Origin of the sequence: Lactobacillus sp. wkB8 (assembly GCF_000761135.1) — a bacterium.
GTDB lineage: Bacteria > Bacillota > Bacilli > Lactobacillales > Lactobacillaceae > Lactobacillus > Lactobacillus helsingborgensis.
Window position 1 is genome coordinate 1,663,002 of the sequence record NZ_CP009531.1, and the last position, 19,279, is coordinate 1,682,280.

Below are 19,279 nucleotides of genomic sequence, written 5' to 3' on the forward strand. Positions count from 1 at the left end.
TATTGCAATATGATATTTTATATTTTACTAATATTACGTATTAAATTTAAAAAAATTAATTTTAACACATATTTATTTATTGCAAAAACTATTTTTCCTCTAAAACTCTCCGAACTCGATTGGCAGTCTTATATTTAGCTGTAAAAATTATTTCATCCCCAGACTCAATCACAGTATGTCCGTGAGGAACAAGCCATTCGTGACCACGCCTAATCCGGCTGACTGTGATATCAGCAGCTAAATCCCAATCCATCAGTTGCAATCCAGCATATTGCGAATTACGGACCACGACCGAGTAAACTGCATTCTTGGTGTCTGTCAATACGCTATATACTGCTGGCGATTCAATCAGTGCCCGCATTAACGATGATGTTACATTGCTTAGATCAAAAACTTCCATGCCTTCCTCACGCAATTGGTCAACCCTGCTAATATCAGCTCGTTTTTGACAAATAATAATGCGCTTAAAATTACCCTTTTCTTTAGCAAGTTGACCTAGGCGCAAATTGGTTTCATCTGAACGCAATGCCGCAACAAAAATATTACCGTTGAAAACCCCAGCCTGCTCAAGCTCCTCATCAGTAAGTTCAGGCAATAATTTCAGATCAGGTACCCGACTTTTATAAGTATTGTAATGTTCACTGCTAGTAGTGAACATCCTAACCGCATACCAGTTTTCGTTAAGATCGTGCATTACGGGAACGGTTAAAGCACTGGTCCCCATAATTACCACTTTTTCTTTAATACGATCTTCCGGTTTTAATTGGAAAATGGCGTTAAACAATATTGGGCACATTATACAAACAATTACAGCAGCTAGGATAAAAACATCAGATTGCAAACTGGTAATTACCCTTAATTTACGCGCAACAGCTAATGTTGGTAAAACAATGGTGATGGTTGTAGCTGTTAGAAAACCACCGGCAAAACCATTTCTAGCGCCGAATTTTTTAGCATAAATCACCGCAACTGGTAATTTTGCCAAAAACAGAAATAACACTAAGACCGGTAGCAAAATTAATGAACTAGGATGCGCTAAAAGTGATCTTAAGTTGAGGTTGACTCCCGTCATGATGAAGAAAATGGGGATAAAAAAGCCGTAGCCAATTGAGGTTAACTTATCAGCCGTTTGCTGACTGGGTTCTAGTAGTTTCATAACGATACCTGCTAAAAACGCCCCTAGTATATTTTCAACCCCCACCTTTTCGGCAACTGTCACCAAGGCAAAGATTAAGAAGAAGGCTAAACGCACATCCAATTGTGTAGTTGACTTTGTAACTTGAACAAACCATAAATAAGGCTGTTTAAAACGCCAAAGCAGTATGATTGCAGCACCAAAAAGCAAAATAATCAGCCATAGCTGCTTGGTATTGCCCCCATTGATAGCGGCATAAACCGTGAGCAGCATTAAGGGAATTACCTCTCCCAGCACCGCAGTTAATAGGATAGTTTGACCTACTGGTCTATCCAAAATATCCTTTTCTTTGAGTGTGGCAATAACCACGCCTAAGGCAATTGTCATAAAAATGATTGTTGCCAGCATTGTATCGCCAAACAGTCCCAGAGATTTTAAGACTAATGCCAAGCAAACCGATAAGAGCGCTACACCAAAAAAAGCTTCAAGAGCAATTTTAAATGGGGTTATTTGACCCGGTTCTTTTTTCTGCTTTCGTCTTGGCTTCAGTAATTCAAAATTAATTTCCATCCCTGACAAAAACAGCAAAAGAATGACACCCAAATTTGATAAAAATGACAAATCATGTGTGGGACGCACAATATTAAAACCACTTGCGCCCAGAATAATGCCAATAATAATCTCAGCCACTGCAGTGGGTACGGCATTAACCTGCAATCGTGCCATTAAAATAGGAACGATTAGCGCAAATAAAACTACTAAGAATAAAGACAACTGTGCCACTAGGATTACCTCCTCATTTATTCTTAGTCGATTATACAAAATATTGACTGTCAGCGAAAACAAAAAGGATAGTACGCATTCTTAGCTTGCCGAAACCTGAGACGCAAAAAAACAGGTCATGACCATTGTCATAACCTGCTGTTCTTGCTGTCATATTAATTAAAATTTGCCACTTTGACGAAACGGTTAGTGTCGATAGGATAGTACATCCTACCACCGATATTAATGCGCCCGCCATAAGTGCGCACGGTTTTGCCCTTTAATAACTTTGTAGTACCTATACGAATGCCGGTAGTATTATAAATATAAGCATTGTGGGTTAAGACACGCTTGGAACCAACGATATTGCTGGCTACAACATATTCATTTTCCCCAATTTGCAAGTACTTTTTACCGTTAATAACTTTTTCCTGAGCAACCGTTACTACAGTTCCAGCAGTTTTTAAAGCAGCCGCGGTACGTTGACCTTGAGCATTATAAGTGTATGCGTCATGCATCAAAGTTCTTTTGCCGGTTGGCGCTTGTGACACTGGATCGGTATTAGTAGTTTCATCATTACTAGTATCATCCGTAGTCGTATTATCATCAGGGATATTAGAATTGGTTGTCTCTCCTGCCTGCAAATCATAGTAATACTTCAAAAGGTCGAAGAAGTCATTCATCGAATAACCCCACTTGCTAAAGTAACCATCTGGGTCTGTATGATTGGTACCACCTAAAAAGCGCGATACAGCGTGATGCGACCAGATAGTGCCTTTACCAGTGTTGGAGGCGTGCACCGGCGTAATACCATAACGGTGTAACAACTTCGCAGCGTATATTGCATCATTATTAACACTCTTAGCAAACTTATTTCTGGTAGTTTCCTGACAAAGTTCAATTTGGATAAAACGGTTGTTGGCAATCGCGCCCGCACCCCAGACACCATAATTAGGCGTCATCATTTGAATAACCTGCTTGCTATCAACAAAAGCGTGAACATAAGAGTACATGTTCTGCCACTCACGGTTAAAGTAAATGGCTTCATTGTATGCGGAAGCTCCCGGAGTTGCAGTTTCATGAATTACAATTCCTTCCGGCTTGCCCTGTCTGTACTTAATTTTGTTACCGTTGGCATAAAATTTATTATATTTAATATTTTGCGTTTGCAACATTTTATATAAAAACGTAACGCCGACATAACTATTTTGTTTAGCAATTGAGTTAATTGAGGCGGCTTCAACCACCTGAGTACGATTTCCATTAAAAATAGGTGCAACTAAACCTACTCCGATAGCAATAGTAGTTATTAGTTTCTTTATCTTCATCTAACTTTTCATTCCTTATTTCTGTTTGCGCGAATCTAACTTTGTCTAAAAATTACCTTTCTTAATATATTGGTGAATCCCAATACGATAATATTTTTGGGCGTAGATGGTAATTGCACCGCCAAACGTGGCAACGGATTGTCCTTTTTTCATCACCTTCAAGTTGTCACGATTGCCGTAATCGTTGTAAATGAAGGCATTATGTTTCAGAACTCTCATTGTTCCGTCAATATTACCACTGGCAATATATTGGTCTTCGCCAATGCGGTAATATTTCTTACCGTTAATGGTTTTGGTGCCGTAAGTGGCAATTACCTTGCCGCCGTTTCCCACCTTAATCGCCTTAGTCTTCTTGACGCGCTTGCCCTTGGAATTATAAACATAAGAGTTGTGCATCAAGGTCTTATTGACTTTTTTATCACCTTTTGGTGCTTGAGAAGCTGGTGGTAAGGCACTGCCCATGTTTAAAATGGTGTCGTTGACCCAGCCTTTACCAGCGATATACAAACGCTTCTTACCGTTATAAAAAGTAATAGTCTTAGTAACAGTTACAGCATCGCCTTTAGCTACAGAATCCGTCTTTGCGGATACTGAGTGATCGGTTGGCCAGGCGTAGGTAGCGCCTGCTTTTTTGACAATATAAGTTTTGCTGGTAGTGGAAACGCTAGGATCATATTGGGTTAAGTTACAATTTGTTATTCTAGTATTTAAAATGGTGTTGTAATTATTAGCGGTAGCGTATGTCCCAGTCAAAGCCTTGGTGGCATCCATATAAGAGGCAGCATTTTCAAGCCATGCTCCCTGATAGCGATCAGGTTGCCAAGTCACGCCCAAGCGCAGCTTTTTACCGTTATCATCAAACGAGTCTTGGTAGGTATCGTATTTTCTGAATTTGGCAGTAACATAATAGCTCTTGCCGTTCTTGTCTTCTTCCCGAGTTTTAGAAGAATATGTGGCACCCAGCCAACTATCATCAGCCTTCATACCGAAGAGATTGTTGGCATTGACAGCTAAACCTGATTGCCCCCAGTTAGATTCAACAATTGCTTGTGCAATCATAACTGACGGATATAAACCATATTTCTTAGAAACTTTTTGTGCTTGTTTAACGGCAGTGTTTAAAAATGTGGTTTCTTCTGCGGTAGCTGCAGAAACTTCCTCAGCGCGTGCTGGAGAACTGGCAATTAGGTTGTTGGTAACCGGCACTATTGCTGCTGCGCCAAGCATAGCAGCCGTAATACCAGTGATTAGTCTTTTGTTCATAAATAATAGTTCCTCCTTAACCGACATCTTTATTGTATCGGGCAATTAAAGTATTAACAATAGGTTCTCCTTATTTGTAGTCAAAAAGTAATATTAATAGTTTTATATTACAAATAGTAATTTACCTTTCTAAGACTTCGCGCAAATGGGCTAATAGATTATGTTTCAATCTTTGCAGCTGCACGCGACTTATTCCAGTTTGCTGGGCTAAAGCGCTAATTGTCTGCCCTTCGATAAGATGATTAAAAAATAACATCCGCTCTAATTGCGACATTTCCGTGAGTTCTTGGGCAAGAATTAACTGATTATCCCAGTTATTTAATAGTTCAATTTGCCCAGAAATTTCTGCTGGTACTTCCAACTCAGCTACTTGTTTATCCTTACGCAATAAATCAATGGTATGCCAGATAATTTTGCGAAAACTCAAGCGATCAACTTCCATTTGGTTCATGCCAGTTAATTTAGTTAACATTTCGGCGTAAACAATAATACCCTCAAGTAAAAAGTCTTCATAATTAGTATAGTCCAATCTGACATGCGCGGACTTCAATGCGCCTCTTACTAATTTTTGATTTTGCCATGCTCTTAAAAAAGCTTCCTTACTAATCTTCATTTGTGACTATCCTTTTTTTCTTATGTGTCACAAGCGCTTGTGCCCCTTTAGATTAGCAAGATAAGGCAAATATTAAAAAGCAAGAGTTTAACTGAATTTTAATTATAATAGTTTTAATCTAATACTTATTATAATTTTTAATATACTAGCTACTGATAGCTTATTTAAAGAGAAATCATGGGTGAAAAAAAGATTAAAAAAATACACGAATTGTGAACTAATTCGTGTACTGCTTTTAAAACAAAGTGTCAGGTCTTGTACTATTCGCATAGGCACTGTGATGCGCGTCTAATAATTGCGGTAGTTCATAGTAGTCTGCTAGATAATTACCATAGCGAATGTGCTTCTTAACCAGTAATTCAGACATTACTGTTTTAAGAGATAACTCTTTAAGAGATTGATGTGGGTGAAAGTAAGATGTTTGATCAATAAGGGACTTACCTTGAAAGCTTTTGACCTGCCAACCCAGATTTTGCTCTAAGTGGGAAGTACTTAGAAGATAAAGGGCATGATTGAAAAATAAGCTGTCGCTGACTTTATGGGGAATATGACGGCTGCAATCCTCATAGGTAAAGATATAACTAAACTGATTATGCTTAAGCGTTTCAAAAGCGATGACATTATTCCGCAAGGTCTTGAAGCCAACCATATTATGTAACGCTACCCAATCAATATTACCCGTATTATAGCTGCGTAAGGAAAAATAAGCTAAACGACCGGTCGCAATCACATTGTGTCCCGCTAAGTTAATATGACGGGCAAATTCTCTTTGAAATTCCAGGCCCGCAAATAAACATCTTTGACTGAATGAAGTCAGGTGGGCTTTTGTACTGCGACAACTTAGAATAATACCCTGCTGACAATCAAAAATCACACTTTTATATTTGCCTAAGAGCGGTTGCTTTTGAAATTGATATAAAGCAATAGTAGCAGGATTAACACAGTAACAATCATCGTTAACCACATACTTGACTACTTCTTTATCTTCTATTCTTTCTTGCAACAATTTTTGCGACCAAATACGATACTTCTTATTTGCCGGTAAATTCCAAACATCACTTTCTTTAGTAATCACTGTTTACTTCTCCTTCAATTAAAGTTAAGTAATACAATTATACTAGAATTGTTACCGCTTGCATAGAAGGAAAAGAGCAAACAAAAAACGGGAACGAATTATTCGTTTCCGTTTTTGTAATTAATTAAACAATTAATTAAAAGTTAGCAACCTTAACGTATTGCTTCTTAGGACCACCGATACGGTAGTAAGCCTTGCCATTCTTGAATGTGTAAGGTGAACCGTAAGTAGTAACCTTAGTACCAGCCTTCAATACGCGGCCATCAGCACGCTTCTTGCTGGTCTTGTATACGTAAGCATTGTGAGTCAATGTACGTGAAGTACCGTCAATGTTGTCAGCCATTACGAACTTGTTGTCACCGATTTGGTAAACCAAGCTGCCGTCAGCAAGCTTAGTAGCTGCACCGATTACTTCAACAGTGGAGTAAGCACGTAACATGTCAGTACCAACACGCTTGTGATCCTTGTCGTAGATGTATGAGTTGTGCATAACAGTCTTCTTAACCTTGTCTGCAGGTTTGAATGAACCGTCAACATACTTGCTTTCTACGTAAAGGTCTGAGTCAGCACTGTTAATACGAGTGTATGACTTCTCGCCAACCTTGATTGGGTCACCAAAGACAGCAATTTGATCACCATTCTTAACAGTAGTCTTTGAGTCAGTTACAGTGTTACCGTCAATCTTGTAAACTGGAACATCGCCATCTGATTGAACAGTCTTGTAAGTAGCACCCTTAACACCAACAGTTAGTAAGAAAGTAACTTTAGTAGTCTTACCATCAGCATTAGTAGCACTTACAGTAACTGGGTATTTACCAGCAACTTTAGTGTTAACTTTGCTTGCATCAACAGTAGGAATCATAACTGTTGTATCTGTAGCACTTACTTGAGTCTTAAAGGCATCTTGAATAGCTTTAGTATCAACTACACCATTAACTGGAACATAGTTGAACTTAACATCACCAATAGAATCAATGGTAGCTGTACCCTTGTATGCTTTAGTTAAATCTGTTTCACCGTTGAACAACATTTGAGGGAATGAACCATCACCATTAGTTGCTGTTGGGTTAACACGTACATTAAATGTAGCAGTCTTACCATTAGTTGCATACAAGTGTGTAGTAACTGTAAATGGTGCTGCTGGTTTATCAAAACTACCATCAGCCTTTACAGTAACGCCAGCAGCCTTAAGTCCATCCTTAACATCTTGTTCAAGATTTAAGAAGCTTGGCGTAGCAGCTGAAGTGTCACTACCAGCAGTTGTTCTAGGGGTATACTTACCATCCTTACCTCTTGAAGCGTCAATCTTGTCTGCTACAGCAGAAACACTGTAACTATTTGTGTCAAGATCTACTGAACCAGAGTCAGCAATGACATCTTTATTAGTAGTTTTATCAAGGTATGTAACGTATGGTGCACCCTTCAAATCTGAGTTAGCAATATCAAAAACTTTACTTTGAACTAAAACATTACTTATAACACCAGAATGATCTGACTTTGTATCTGCCTTACCATTGACAGTATAACTTGTATCTGCCTTTAAGCCAGTGATAGTAACTGGAACTACAGCTACATAAGATCCACCTTTTTCAAACTTATCGATAGCTTTTACAGAATTAGGATCAACAGCGTCAGCAGTACCATCAGCATTCTTAGTAACTTTATAAATAGAAGCTTTGCCAGTTGCTACACTTGCACCTGTTGGCAAAGTTGGGGTGGTAAGAGAAGCAGTTGCTTTAGATGCTACATCACCAGCAACTAAGCTTGTTGCATTTGTAACATTTAATTCTACTTTAACTGTAGTAACACCATCGGTTGTTGTTCCACCAACAACAGTAACATTAGTATCAGCAAATACTGTTGATACACCGGTTGCAGCAACTGGAGCAACAGCTAATAAAGCAGCTGCAGCAGCACTAACAATTCTTAAATTTTTCTTCATGTGGTCTTTCCTCCTTGTGTATATACAAAATAGTAATAGGCTATAGGTTCAGTCGTGATGAGCCTACATTGTTACAACACCCTTCAAGCCGAATTCATAAGTTTATAACTCTTATGAGGTAGCTTTCGAGCTGAAGAACGCGCATGCGTACAGGCTTCGAACCTGAAGCATAGCTATTACTTACCACATTTCTTATTGTACCTACCTTTTGCCTAAATTGCAAGACAAGCAGTTATTTAACATAGTTTTGTAACAAACGCTTACAGATTGCTAACAAAATCTAGGTTTTGTCAGTAGTAAAAAACCCGCTTTACAGCAATACATTCAATGTTCTTTTATCTTAATCAAGTTAAAAAAGATATTTTATTTTACATAAAATTTTACAAAATAATAACAAAAAAATTTGAAATAAAGTAAAAATCACGCCTAACTATTCTTAGACGTGATTTCTTCATTTAATTACTGGCATTTAACGAAAAATCTGCTTAATCTTAGCAATTATTCTGCTAACTAGCTCCAACAGCTGGAGATTACATTGGCTGAGCCGGAGTATCATCAAACAAACTAGTGACAGTTCGTTCAACGTATGAAGCAGATTGTGGAGTTTGATAGAGATCCACCCCTTCTTGTGCAAACACATTGGCATTTGCTATCGCCGCCATTGCGGCTTTGACTTCTGTTGCCGCAAGGTTATCAACGGCATTGGGCAAAGACAGACTAACCTTTTTGTTTGCACCATTTAAGAATACTAATCGTAAAGTTTTGCTTTTTGTTACCATATTATTTTCTCCCATCTTGAATATTACTTAGCCAATTTTTTATTCTTCATCATCTAAGGGAATGCCCTGCTTTTGCACCAGAGTGGCTGCTGCCAGTTCATCGCGTTGCAGTTTGGCTAGTGCCGACCCGACTTCTGCTAATCCACCAGCTGCTGCACCCTTTTTAACGTTCTTCAAAACTCGCGTCTTAATTCCTTCACTACCATATTTAGAGTTTAAAAATGTATATTGGACTGATTGTTCTAGTAATTGAAAATTCATCTTAATTTGCCTTTCATTGCTGCTTTTTTGTAATCAACCCGCGCGCTAGCTGTCTTACACTATTACTAACGAATTAAAATGGTAAAATGTAACATTTTTTATGGAGAAAATTTTCTACCCTTATGTGAAAAGCACCATTAAGTAGTCAAATCTACTTAAACAATCTATAATTAAACTAAGTATTAGTAAGGAGGATAATTTCCTATTATGAAAAAAACGACAATTGGTACGATTGTGGCAGTAGTAATTATCGCTATCGCTGGTGGCGTTTTTTACGCAACCCAGAAATCAAATAGTGATAAAGTTAATGCTTCCTATAATAGTGCAATGACCACCGGTAAAAACGCTGTTGCAGACAAGGACTACTCAGAAGCAAGCTCTGCTTTTGCTAAAGCTTTTAAGATCAAAAATACTGACCAAGCTAAAGCCTACAAAAATCAATCTGACAATATGCTTTCTGCAATTAGTGCAACTAAAAAGGGTAAATATGATAACGCATTGAGCAAAACAACCAGCGTAATCAACAAAACTAATGGTTATGCGGTCTTAGTTAAACAAGGTAAAAAACTAAAAACTACTATTGAAGATGTCCAAGACAATTATGAACATGAAATTCAACCTATCTTTTTAGCGGCAACTGAAGCAGAAGTTGCTAAGCAATATCTTAAAGCGGCTGATCAATACCAAAAAGTACTGGACTTGCCTTATATTGACGGCAAGTATTACACCCAATACAAGCAGAAAGCCGAAAAAGGACTTGCAGCCAACCAGAAGGCAGCTAAACAAAATAATAATGGCACATCCAGCCAAGGCTACAATTCTATTTCCGGCAGTGGTCAGGACACCGGTAACGCCGGCAAGACTGGCGCAGGTGCAATGGGTAACCATAAAGTACACGGCAAGACTGTTACCAACAAGCAGATTGCTCAATTGCGTAAACGCGTAGGCAAATTCGGCTATGATTCAATGTCATGGAGTCCGCAAGACTTAATCGACCTCTATAGAAAATCTGGTCGCACTAAGCCAAGCAAAATCACCAGAAAAGACGTTGAGAATTATCTTAAGCCATAGTTAGTCCTTTTCTTTAAAAGTGATGATTAAAAAGCGCCGTAAATTGATGTTATGGTGCTTTTTTCATTCCCCCAGCGCAATTTTTACAAATAGACTAAATGCTCTAATTTGCTAATTTTTTACAAAAACTACTATTATGTAGATAGTAAATTGGTTCAATAGTTGCTTTTATAGGTTAAACTCTGTAAAATGACTATTGACTTTCACGTTTCCTATTTTTATTAAAGGAGTGTCTTGCTTTGACTGAAAAAGAAAATAATAGCACAGATAAAGATAACGAAAAAGAACAAGAAAAAGACGAAAAAGAAGAAATCAAGGTTGTGATGCCCGACGCTGAATGGACTACTATGCCACAGGAAGAATTTGCTGAGCAACCTGAACATTTAACAGTCTTTGCTGATTTTTATATTTCCAAGTTTAATCAACGCGATTTAGAAATCATGAACTTGTACGATGATAACTCCAACATGGTTGACATTAACCACTATCTTCTGGACAACATTCACTTTAGCCGCAAGGAATTAGTTAAGCATGTATTGCAATATCATGCACAAAACTTCCAAAGTATAATTGATCAAATTGCAGACAAAGATAATGTTGATGCCACCAAGATGACATCATACGATGATTGGGACAACTGGTACGAAGATCGTCGCAATAATATTCCTACTTCTTTATCATAATTTACTTGTGTAATAGCAAAAAAAAGAACAAAATAGATACTTAAAAGAGAATGCCAAGATGACATTCTTTTTTACTTAAAGCAAACTTTAAAATATTGTCTATGGGAGTACATAATTACTATGGATAAAAATAAGAAGCGGATTTCAGCTGCCGGTTTATTAATTACCATCGGAATTGTATATGGTGATATCGGAACTAGTCCGCTCTATGTAATGAAGTCAATCGTTACGGGAAATGGTGGTATTGCCAACGTTAATCGGGAATTGATTTTAGGGTCAATTTCTTTGATTTTTTGGACGGTAACATTATTAACCACCGTGAAGTACGTCCTGATTGCACTTAGAGCTACTAACCGTGGTGAAGGCGGAATATTTGCGTTATACGCATTAGTACGTAAACGTGCCAAGTGGCTGGTCATGCCGGCTCTAATCGGGGGAGCAGCACTCCTAGCTGATGGTACATTGACGCCAGCGGTAACGGTCACCACTTCGATTGAGGGACTTAAGAATATGCACTTTGGTTCTAGCGTTCCAGTACCTAACCAAAATGCTGTCATCATCATCACGATTGCAATTTTGCTGGTGCTGTTTTCAATTCAAATGCTTGGCACCAGCAGTATTGGCAAAGCTTTCGGTCCAATCATGTTTGTCTGGTTTACATTTTTGGGAATAATCGGCGTCTACAATATGACGAATGACTGGTCGATCTTAGAAGCACTTAATCCTGTATGGGCAATTAAAGTTCTGTTTAGTCCCTCCAACAAGGCAGGTATTTTTATTCTAGGTTCTATCTTCCTTGCCACTACTGGTGCGGAAGCTCTCTATTCCGACGTAGGTCATGTCGGTAAAGGCAATATTCGAGGATCATGGCCCTATGTTTTTCTCTGCTTAACCTTAAATTATCTGGGTCAAGGTGTCTGGATACTGCAAAATCCTAATTATCAGCCTCATGGCGGTGAACTTAACCCGTTCTTTGAAGCTGTGCCCGATGATTTGCGTTTATTTGCGATTATCTTAGCCACCATTGCCGCAATCATTGCTTCTCAGGCATTGATTACGGGGTCATTTACACTGGTTTCAGAAGCCAGTGGTTTAAAGTTTTTACCACGAATGAATATTAATTACCCTACGACCAAGCATGGTCAAATTTATATTCCATCGGTAAACAAGATGATCTGTATAGCTACTATTGCTATAGTAATTTTCTTCCGGACATCAGAACACATGGAAGCAGCCTACGGTCTGTCAATTACGGTCACAATGTTGATGACTACCCTGCTCTTATTTGAATACTTGGGTTCAAAACACCACCCGCTAATATTGCGTCTCTGCTTCCTACTTGCCTTTGGCTTTATTGAGGGCATGTTCTTGATTTCCAGTCTGACCAAATTTATGCACGGAGGCTACGTCACCGTCTTAATTGCTGGTTTCATTGGTGTCATTATGTTCATCTGGTACTTCGGTAACAAAGTCCGCGATAAACACGAAGGTGCTCATACTTATGTGCGTTTAGACGAATATACTGATATGCTGACGGATTTAAGCCACGATGATGATTACCCAACTTACGCTACTAACTTGGTTTACATGGCCAAAGTTAAATACAATAAATTTATTAAGCGTGAGATTATGTATTCTATTTTGGATAAAAGACCTAAACGGGCAAAGGCTTATTGGTTTGTAACAGTTAACATCACTAACGAGCCGTTCACTGCCAGATATGCCGTTAATACTTATGGCACAAAAAACGTCATTAACGTGCAGCTCTATCTCGGGTTTAAAAAGCAAACCAGCGTTAACGTTTACTTGCGTCAAATAGTTCACGACTTGATCAAAGACGGCACAATTGAAGCACAACCTCAAGATTACACCACTACCCCAGGACGTAAAGTAGGTGACTTCTCGTTTGTAATCGTCAATGAAGCTGTCAGTCCCCTTACAAGATTGAAGGGCTTTGAAAAAGTGATGTTGAAAGCAAGAGTCTGGTTACAGAACCTCTCATCTAATCCAGCATCTTGGTTCGGCTTGGAATACACCGATACTGTTGTCGAACAGGTACCTCTTATCTTGGGCAAACCAAGACATAACTTACACATCAAGAGGGTTGCGCCGCGCGACTATTCTAATCTAAAGAATAAAGAATTTGATTAATATAAAATCGCACCTGTAGAACAAATTTACAGGTGCGATTTTTATTTCTAAGTAATTGATTATTTTCTCTAGTATTAAGACGGCTTTATTTTAAAAAACAAGGATTAAACACATAAATAATGACAAAATAAAAAAGAGTTTTTAGCTTATTAATCATACTTATTATTAGAATAGCAAGGTAAGTTAATAAAGTTTTATTTCAATTCAAAGAAGCAGAAGTAAATTTAAATCGTTTGACAATAAATTTAAACTATAGCTTTAGAAGATACAATAGCGCTGGAGGTATAATGCTATCTTGTAAATCAAAATCAAACAATTTTTATAAGAATAATAAATATTGGTATCATGGTACTACGTTAAATGCTGCAAAATCAATTTTAAAAAATGGAATAGACCCTCTATTTGCAAAAAAGCATCTTCCCTCTAATACGTATGATTTTGGACCAGCTTTTTATTTAACTTCAAATAAAAGTCAGGCTATTAAATGGGCTGTTAGAAAGTCATCTTTAGGTTTATATAATTTAGATCCTGCTATAGTAATTATTAATATGAAAAATATACTAACAGGACTTGGAAAAGAATTTCCGGAAATGGACGAAAATTGGGCACGATTTGTATTAAATAACCGTTTGGGCTACAAACAACTTGATAGCTTAGAATATGTTTATGGTTGCATAGCCGATGGTAGTTTGACAAGCGCTGTAACTAAATATAAAGAAAATAAAGACTTTGCCTCTTTTAAAAAGAGTGTCTATAATAAATATTATGAAACAAGTTATGATCAACTAGCTTTAATTAGTGAAAGCTTATGCAAACAGATAACAGTTGATCGAATTAAGATAGTGAGGTGTGAGTACAATGGATAGAGATATTTTCCTTAAGCAAATGATCGCCTTTGCTGTGAATAAAGGTATAAGTGAAGACCAAGCCCAGCGAATTATGAATAAATATATTGACAAGCTTGATACAAGCGACTCCATTGTGCAACACATTGGGCCTGAATATTATGCTTATCAAATATTAATTAACGAAAAGTTGGTAGATTTTGTAGCTCTTTAGTTTTTAAGTAATAGAGTTTAAAATTAAGCTAACAAAAAAGAAACATTGTCGAACAATGTTTCTTTTTTGTTTTTAAGACTAATTACCAGATGTGTACACGTTTTTCAGGGTCTAGCCACATACCATCTTCCGGCTTAACGTCAAAAGTCTTATAGAAGTCATCTTGACATTGACTTTGAACGTTAGCACGCAGAGGACCGGGTGCGTGAACATCAACTGCAGTCTGGCTCTTAATTGCCTCAGTCAGTTGCTTATTAGCCCAAATCCGCGCGAAGTTTTCAAATAATTTCTTTAAATCATCATTTTCATTCTTAGCGGCTTCAACTGCAGCAGTCAAACCACCTTGATCAGCGATGTTTTCAGAAACGATCTGCTTACCGTTAAGCTTAACTGGACCGTATTCAATACCATCAAACAAGTCAATTTCAGCTTGCGTCCGTTTCTTAAATTCAGCGTAGTCTTCGTCAGTCCACCAATTCTCCATGTTGCCTAATTCATCGAATTGAGCACCATTGTTATCAAAGGCGTGGGAAACTTCGTGGGCGATAACAGAACCGATACCACCAAAGTTGGCTGCTCTATCTTGTTTCAAATCGTAAAATGGTTTTTGCAAAATAGCTGCAGGGAATGTCAAGTCATTTCTTTGTGGATCATAGCAGGCATTTACCAAGTTACCCGGCATTGCCCAAACAGTTCTGTCTACTTCTTTATGTAATTGCTCAAAACTATACTTTTGAGCTTCAATTGCAAAGCCGCGCTCGTTTGAATAAAGGCTGCCGCCTTGACTGGCGGGAACCACCTTTAAGCGATTATAAATTTCTTCAATTTTACTTGGATAACCGATCTTCAAAACCAGTGCGTCTAGTTTAATGATTGCACGTTTCTTAGTTTGTTCGGAAAGCCAATCATTATTTTGCAGGCGCTCCTTATATACCTCAAGCATCCGGTGAATCATATCTTCAACGTCTTTTTTGGCATTTTCACCAAAATAGGTTTGTCCGTAATAGACACCAACTACTTCACTAAAGGTTTCATTTGCAATATGATAAGCCTGCTTTTCACCACTGGATAATTTAGGCTGACCATATAAAGCTTGACTAAATGGAAATGCTGCATCACGGAAATCTTGTGACAAAACAGCAGCTGAATTGTTGATAAAGTTAATCAGCATCCAACCTTTAATTTCTTCAAAGTTATCTTTATTAAGTAGTTCGTTAATGTGATCTAAGTAACGTGGTTCTTGGACGATTACTCTGTCTGGTTCTTCACCAATCACTTCTTTAAGATAATAAGAAATCTTAAATTCCTTGAACTTAGCTTCAAAGTCAGCAATCTTGGTTGGGTTATAAGTAGCAGGATAATCTGCCCATTCCTCAGTTGATTTAACAACTTTTGCCAACTTGGCGTCAAATTTAATTCCGTCGTCAGTGTATTTTTGCGCCTTATCTTCAGCAATACCAGCCATCGTTAACAGCTTAACAGTTTGCTTTTTCAAAGTGTCCAGCAATTTTGGTGCATCTGGTGTTTCATAAGTTGTAGTGTCAGGTAAGAAAGTGCCGGGACCCGAGAAGCACAAAACATTGACCTTGGTATTTTTCATATCTGGTTCAACATCAAAGCTAAATGGAACTGCAGTAATAGTATTGAGATCAGGCGCATTCAAATTAAAATCTGAGAAGTCCTTTAATCCGGCAAGCATTTCCAAATCAGCTTGAATTGGTTCAGCCCCGTCTTTATTTCTCTTATCAAAGTCTTTGGCAATTTGATACAACTTAACGGCTTCCGCCAAATTAGGTACATTCGGAATTTCTTTTTTACCAGAAGCAAAATCTGCAAAGTCTTGCATCAAGTTCTTTTCAACTTCAACGTCAATACCGTCAAAAGAAGCCATCCGTGAACGGTCTTCAGGAATTTTGGTTTTTTCAATCCACTCAGAGTTAATTGCTAAATACAAGTTATCTTGCGGACGCGCCCCAACATTGGGTTCGATAATATTACCACTACCGCCGCGAACTGCGAAGTTTTTATTCATTAAAAGAGTCCTCCCTTTTCATTTAAATTAAAAATAGACTAAATTAATATTATCATTTTAATCATGCTGTTAATATTAAAAAGTCTTTACAAATTACTTGTAAAGAGTAATGTGCTTACGCAATTTAGCATGGAGTGGCAGTAGAAGCACAATCATCATAAAAATACCGCAAGCAGCAATTATGAAAAAGGGAATATAGCCTGCCCGGTCAATCACTAAACCACCAAACAGTGGTCCAAAAGCTTGTCCTATTCCCCGCGCAACATTAATTTCGCCCTGATATTTACCCTTACTGCTAAGAGGTGACAGGTCGTTAATGTAAGCTGGAACAGCTGGAAAAGCAGTCGCCTCACCCAAAGTCAAAACTACCATTGAGAGTGCGAAATGCGCAAAATCTTTGGCAAAAATCAACGTTGCAAATGAAATAGCAAACATAAGCGTCCCAAAAATTATCTGGTGGAAAAGATTTTTAAAAAGATGCGGAAAGCGTGCCAAAATCACTTGCACAGTAACGATAATTGCACCATTTAACGTCCATAACAAGCTATATAAATGAAATGGTATCCCGAGTGAAACCATATAAACGGATAAATTAGACTCCCAGTTCATGTACATGAGCCAAGTCACGGCAAGTGAAATCAAAAATCCGATCATGAGCATAAAGTTATACTTAGGCATTGATTCACTTTTAGGTTTCTCGCCCTTTTCAGCAACATTCTTTTGCCGCTTTTTGTGATAAGTACTAATAGGGCGATAGTGAATTGCGGCGTTAATGCAGGCAATCGCAAATAATGACGCTGCCAAAAGGAACAGAAATTCGATTGAAAAATCATATAGGTACCCTACTAACAGCGTACCAGTAACCGTTCCTACATTCTGGGCAAAATAGACCAAATTAAACACATAGCGACCCGAGTAATTATGCAAACTGGTTGCGATTGAATTGATTAAAGTCCCATTCCAGCCGCTAATACAACCAGTAAGAATAAGCCAAAACCAGTATTCCGGCCAACCATGGAAAAACGCCATACAGAATAAGACCAGTGCATCAAGCCCCAGTCCAGTAACGATTAGCGGATACGGATTAACTCGGTCGTATAGCCGACCTGCTATTAGGGAACCCAAAACGTTACTGGCGCAATTGCAAAATAAAACAACCCCTATTACAGAAAGGCTGATGTGTAATTGTTTGTTTAAATAAACGGAAGTTAAGGGCCAAACAAAACTCGACCCAATCCACGTTGCTAACTCCCCCAGTAAAAGCCAGCGCAACTTAATTTCTGTTTCCTCATTAGAATCATGTTTAAGTTTCATTTATTCAGTCCTTTCTATTTTTAGATTCCATTTACCAGTTTAGCAAGAAGTATTAAAAATGAACACCCTTTTAAATACAAAAAAGACGAGAGATTTTCATTAGTATTCATAACCATGTTGGGGAAAAAGTGGGATTATAGCATCCCTGCCAAGCGTAATTAAAAAGACTGCTAAACCCGCTAAACATAACGGCTTATCAGTCTTCTTTATTCATATCTATTAAAGCTGACTTAAGTAGTCTTTTATTATTCCCTTACAAACTCACTTGCTTTTTCACCGGCAATCCGACCTGAATTCCACGCAAACGCATTGCTCAAGCCTTCAATTGTTGGATAAGACGAATCAAACATTCCAGAGGCATTGTTACCAACCGCATAAACTCCAGGAATAACCTTGCGGCTAGCATTCAGCGCTTCAAAGTTTTCATTCACGAGTCCGCCGCCAACAGTACCCAGTGTAGTCGAATTTGCCCGTACAGCATAGAACGGTGCTTTGGCTACCGGAATTGACATAAATGAACTATCTTTATAAAAATCAGTATCATCATGCTTTGCGACTAGTTCGTTGTAGCGAGCAACGTTTTGCTGCAGCACTTTAGCATCAACATTCATCTTATCAGCCAATTCTAAAATATTATCAGCCTTATAAGCTGCTTTTTCCTGCACAGCTTCTTGCAAGTCACTTTCTATCTCGGCAAATGGTCCTACCTTATGTGTCATAGGCTGACCGTCTAATAATCTAAAAGTCCTTTCAAAAGAGCTGGTCCAATTAAGACTTGCAGTTTTCAAATAATCAACTAATGCTTGGTCTAACAAGAAATAATAGTAGCCACCATTGGCATAAACCGTGTCGCCCCAAAGAGCAAAATCGTATACTAAATCTTCATTGGTAAACCTCTTGCCTTCTTTATCTATCCATAAAAAAGGCAAACACGTTAACGTAAATATTGTGTCATTATACCATTTAGGATTAGAGGCTGAAAAAACCGTAGCGGCATGATTTTCAAATATTCGCTTATAATTATTAATTCCGCTAACTTCTTGCAGCATTCTTAAGCCGTCGCCAGTGGCCTTTCTTTCGCCCATTGAATATAAATCATCCGGATCAATTGCCAGACTTTGGGCAATTTCCTGTCTATTACCAACAAAACCACCATCAGCCAAAATAACTGCCTTAGTTGCTAAAATGCTGGTTTGATTATTTTGGACAACTTCAACTCCAGTGACCCGACCATTTTCCTGAATTATTTTATTACCGGTTGTTTCAGTCAGTAAGACGCCACCAGCTTTTTTAAAGTTGTTCATTACTCTGTCAAAACCATTAAATTTATCTATAAACTGGTGATAAGTCCGGGGGTGATTTTGGTGTACTTCTTGGGTATTGGTTACAAGCTCTGTATCTAAACCATTTTCTTTGAGCCAGTCAATTGTAGAAGCCGATTTAGTGACAATAGTTTTAGTCATTCTGGCATTGGAAGAATGGTGGGTATAATTTATTATTTCTTCATAAGCGTCTTTGACAGTATAGTTGACGTTTGCTACCTTTTGCTTTGCACTTTCAGCCGCAAACAGCCCTTGGGCACCGAACTTACCGGCACCGCCAAACTTAGCGCCCTTTTCCAAAAGCGCAACTTTAGCGCCGTTCTGTGCAGCAGCTAAGCCTGCGCCAATTCCTGAAGCGCCAGCACCAATAACGACAATATCAAATTTAGTCATAACGATTCACTCCTTTTTATATCTAACTAAATTATATTATTTTCATTAAAAAGCGCTTTCTTGATTGTGCACATGCAGAGTTAAGGTTAGACTTAA

Annotated in this window: 16 protein-coding genes; 5 read left to right on the forward strand and 11 right to left on the reverse strand. The window is 38.1% G+C overall.

The window, feature by feature from the left end:
- Positions 1 to 88: 88 nt before the first annotated feature.
- The 8 genes from LACWKB8_RS07770 to LACWKB8_RS07805 all read right to left on the reverse strand — a co-directional run bounded on the left by LACWKB8_RS07770 (position 89) and on the right by LACWKB8_RS07805 (position 9,158).
- Positions 89 to 1,918: a cation:proton antiporter family protein gene (locus LACWKB8_RS07770; protein ID WP_038524263.1), complete on the reverse strand. Its 1,830-nt coding sequence runs from the start codon at positions 1,916 to 1,918 to the stop codon at positions 89 to 91.
- Positions 1,919 to 2,073: 155 nt separating this feature from the next.
- Positions 2,074 to 3,225: an SLAP domain-containing protein gene (locus LACWKB8_RS07775; RefSeq protein ID WP_038524265.1), complete on the reverse strand. Its 1,152-nt coding sequence runs from the start codon at positions 3,223 to 3,225 to the stop codon at positions 2,074 to 2,076.
- A gap of 45 nt (positions 3,226 to 3,270) precedes the next feature.
- Positions 3,271 to 4,488 carry an SLAP domain-containing protein gene (locus LACWKB8_RS07780; RefSeq protein WP_038524268.1) on the reverse strand — a complete coding sequence of 406 codons (1,218 nt, stop codon included), beginning with the start codon at positions 4,486 to 4,488 and terminating at the stop codon, positions 3,271 to 3,273.
- A 121-nt stretch (positions 4,489 to 4,609) separates the two neighbouring features.
- On the reverse strand, positions 4,610 to 5,101 hold the full coding sequence (locus LACWKB8_RS07785; protein ID WP_038524271.1) for a sigma-70 family RNA polymerase sigma factor: 492 nt from the start codon (positions 5,099 to 5,101) through the stop codon (positions 4,610 to 4,612).
- 235 nt (positions 5,102 to 5,336) lie between these two features.
- A complete protein-coding gene (locus LACWKB8_RS07790) occupies positions 5,337 to 6,176 on the reverse strand; it encodes a hypothetical protein (RefSeq protein ID WP_038524274.1) in 840 nt (279 codons plus the stop codon).
- A gap of 136 nt (positions 6,177 to 6,312) precedes the next feature.
- On the reverse strand, positions 6,313 to 8,118 hold the full coding sequence (locus LACWKB8_RS07795) for an SLAP domain-containing protein (RefSeq protein ID WP_038524276.1): 1,806 nt from the start codon (positions 8,116 to 8,118) through the stop codon (positions 6,313 to 6,315).
- A gap of 530 nt (positions 8,119 to 8,648) precedes the next feature.
- Positions 8,649 to 8,897: a DUF2922 domain-containing protein gene (locus LACWKB8_RS07800; protein ID WP_038524279.1), complete on the reverse strand. Its 249-nt coding sequence runs from the start codon at positions 8,895 to 8,897 to the stop codon at positions 8,649 to 8,651.
- A 39-nt stretch (positions 8,898 to 8,936) separates the two neighbouring features.
- Positions 8,937 to 9,158 carry a hypothetical protein gene (locus LACWKB8_RS07805; protein WP_038524282.1) on the reverse strand — a complete coding sequence of 74 codons (222 nt, stop codon included), beginning with the start codon at positions 9,156 to 9,158 and terminating at the stop codon, positions 8,937 to 8,939.
- A gap of 207 nt (positions 9,159 to 9,365) precedes the next feature.
- On the opposite strand from LACWKB8_RS07805, the gene LACWKB8_RS07810 reads away from it, so the two are divergent.
- The 5 genes from LACWKB8_RS07810 (at position 9,366) to LACWKB8_RS07830 (ending at position 14,122) form a co-directional block, all read left to right on the forward strand.
- Entirely contained in the window at positions 9,366 to 10,229 is an 864-nt protein-coding gene (locus LACWKB8_RS07810; RefSeq protein ID WP_038524285.1) for a hypothetical protein, read from the forward strand.
- A 239-nt stretch (positions 10,230 to 10,468) separates the two neighbouring features.
- A complete protein-coding gene (locus LACWKB8_RS07815) occupies positions 10,469 to 10,912 on the forward strand; it encodes a hypothetical protein (RefSeq protein WP_038524288.1) in 444 nt (147 codons plus the stop codon).
- 120 nt (positions 10,913 to 11,032) lie between these two features.
- Positions 11,033 to 13,063 (forward strand): KUP/HAK/KT family potassium transporter, encoded by a 2,031-nt coding sequence (locus tag LACWKB8_RS07820; protein ID WP_038524291.1) that lies wholly within the window; start codon positions 11,033 to 11,035, stop codon positions 13,061 to 13,063.
- 287 nt (positions 13,064 to 13,350) lie between these two features.
- On the forward strand, positions 13,351 to 13,929 hold the full coding sequence (locus tag LACWKB8_RS07825) for a DUF3990 domain-containing protein (protein WP_038524293.1): 579 nt from the start codon (positions 13,351 to 13,353) through the stop codon (positions 13,927 to 13,929).
- Positions 13,922 to 14,122: a hypothetical protein gene (locus LACWKB8_RS07830; RefSeq protein WP_038524296.1), complete on the forward strand. Its 201-nt coding sequence runs from the start codon at positions 13,922 to 13,924 to the stop codon at positions 14,120 to 14,122. Before LACWKB8_RS07825 ends, LACWKB8_RS07830 begins: the two co-directional genes overlap by 8 nt.
- Before the next feature lie 82 nt (positions 14,123 to 14,204).
- Here the strand turns inward: LACWKB8_RS07830 and LACWKB8_RS07835 are convergent, their stop codons facing one another.
- The 3 genes from LACWKB8_RS07835 to LACWKB8_RS07845 form a co-directional block, all read right to left on the reverse strand.
- Positions 14,205 to 16,154 carry a M13 family metallopeptidase gene (locus LACWKB8_RS07835; RefSeq protein WP_038524299.1) on the reverse strand — a complete coding sequence of 650 codons (1,950 nt, stop codon included), beginning with the start codon at positions 16,152 to 16,154 and terminating at the stop codon, positions 14,205 to 14,207.
- 93 nt (positions 16,155 to 16,247) lie between these two features.
- On the reverse strand, positions 16,248 to 17,468 hold the full coding sequence (locus LACWKB8_RS07840; RefSeq protein ID WP_038524302.1) for an MFS transporter: 1,221 nt from the start codon (positions 17,466 to 17,468) through the stop codon (positions 16,248 to 16,250).
- 245 nt (positions 17,469 to 17,713) lie between these two features.
- The gene (locus LACWKB8_RS07845) at positions 17,714 to 19,183 is read right to left on the reverse strand and encodes an FAD-dependent oxidoreductase (RefSeq protein ID WP_038524305.1); all 1,470 of its coding nucleotides are present in this window, start codon (positions 19,181 to 19,183) and stop codon (positions 17,714 to 17,716) included.
- Positions 19,184 to 19,279: the final 96 nt, after the last annotated feature.

Bases quoted from the DNA above. Each gene is read 5' to 3' on its own strand.
- LACWKB8_RS07820 (WP_038524291.1), top strand. From the start codon at position 11,033: ATGGATAAAAATAAGAAGCGGATTTCAGCTGCCGGTTTATTAATTACC.
- LACWKB8_RS07775 (WP_038524265.1), bottom strand. From the start codon at position 3,225: ATGAAGATAAAGAAACTAATAACTACTATTGCTATCGGAGTAGGTTTA.
- LACWKB8_RS07845 (WP_038524305.1), bottom strand. From the start codon at position 19,183: ATGACTAAATTTGATATTGTCGTTATTGGTGCTGGCGCTTCAGGAATT.
- LACWKB8_RS07835 (WP_038524299.1), bottom strand. From the start codon at position 16,154: ATGAATAAAAACTTCGCAGTTCGCGGCGGTAGTGGTAATATTATCGAA.
- LACWKB8_RS07795 (WP_038524276.1), bottom strand. From the start codon at position 8,118: ATGAAGAAAAATTTAAGAATTGTTAGTGCTGCTGCAGCTGCTTTATTA.
- LACWKB8_RS07825 (WP_038524293.1), top strand. From the start codon at position 13,351: ATGCTATCTTGTAAATCAAAATCAAACAATTTTTATAAGAATAATAAA.
- LACWKB8_RS07785 (WP_038524271.1), bottom strand. From the start codon at position 5,101: ATGAAGATTAGTAAGGAAGCTTTTTTAAGAGCATGGCAAAATCAAAAA.
- LACWKB8_RS07780 (WP_038524268.1), bottom strand. From the start codon at position 4,488: ATGAACAAAAGACTAATCACTGGTATTACGGCTGCTATGCTTGGCGCA.
- LACWKB8_RS07840 (WP_038524302.1), bottom strand. From the start codon at position 17,468: ATGAAACTTAAACATGATTCTAATGAGGAAACAGAAATTAAGTTGCGC.
- LACWKB8_RS07830 (WP_038524296.1), top strand. From the start codon at position 13,922: ATGGATAGAGATATTTTCCTTAAGCAAATGATCGCCTTTGCTGTGAAT.
- LACWKB8_RS07800 (WP_038524279.1), bottom strand. From the start codon at position 8,897: ATGGTAACAAAAAGCAAAACTTTACGATTAGTATTCTTAAATGGTGCA.
- LACWKB8_RS07805 (WP_038524282.1), bottom strand. From the start codon at position 9,158: ATGAATTTTCAATTACTAGAACAATCAGTCCAATATACATTTTTAAAC.
- LACWKB8_RS07810 (WP_038524285.1), top strand. From the start codon at position 9,366: ATGAAAAAAACGACAATTGGTACGATTGTGGCAGTAGTAATTATCGCT.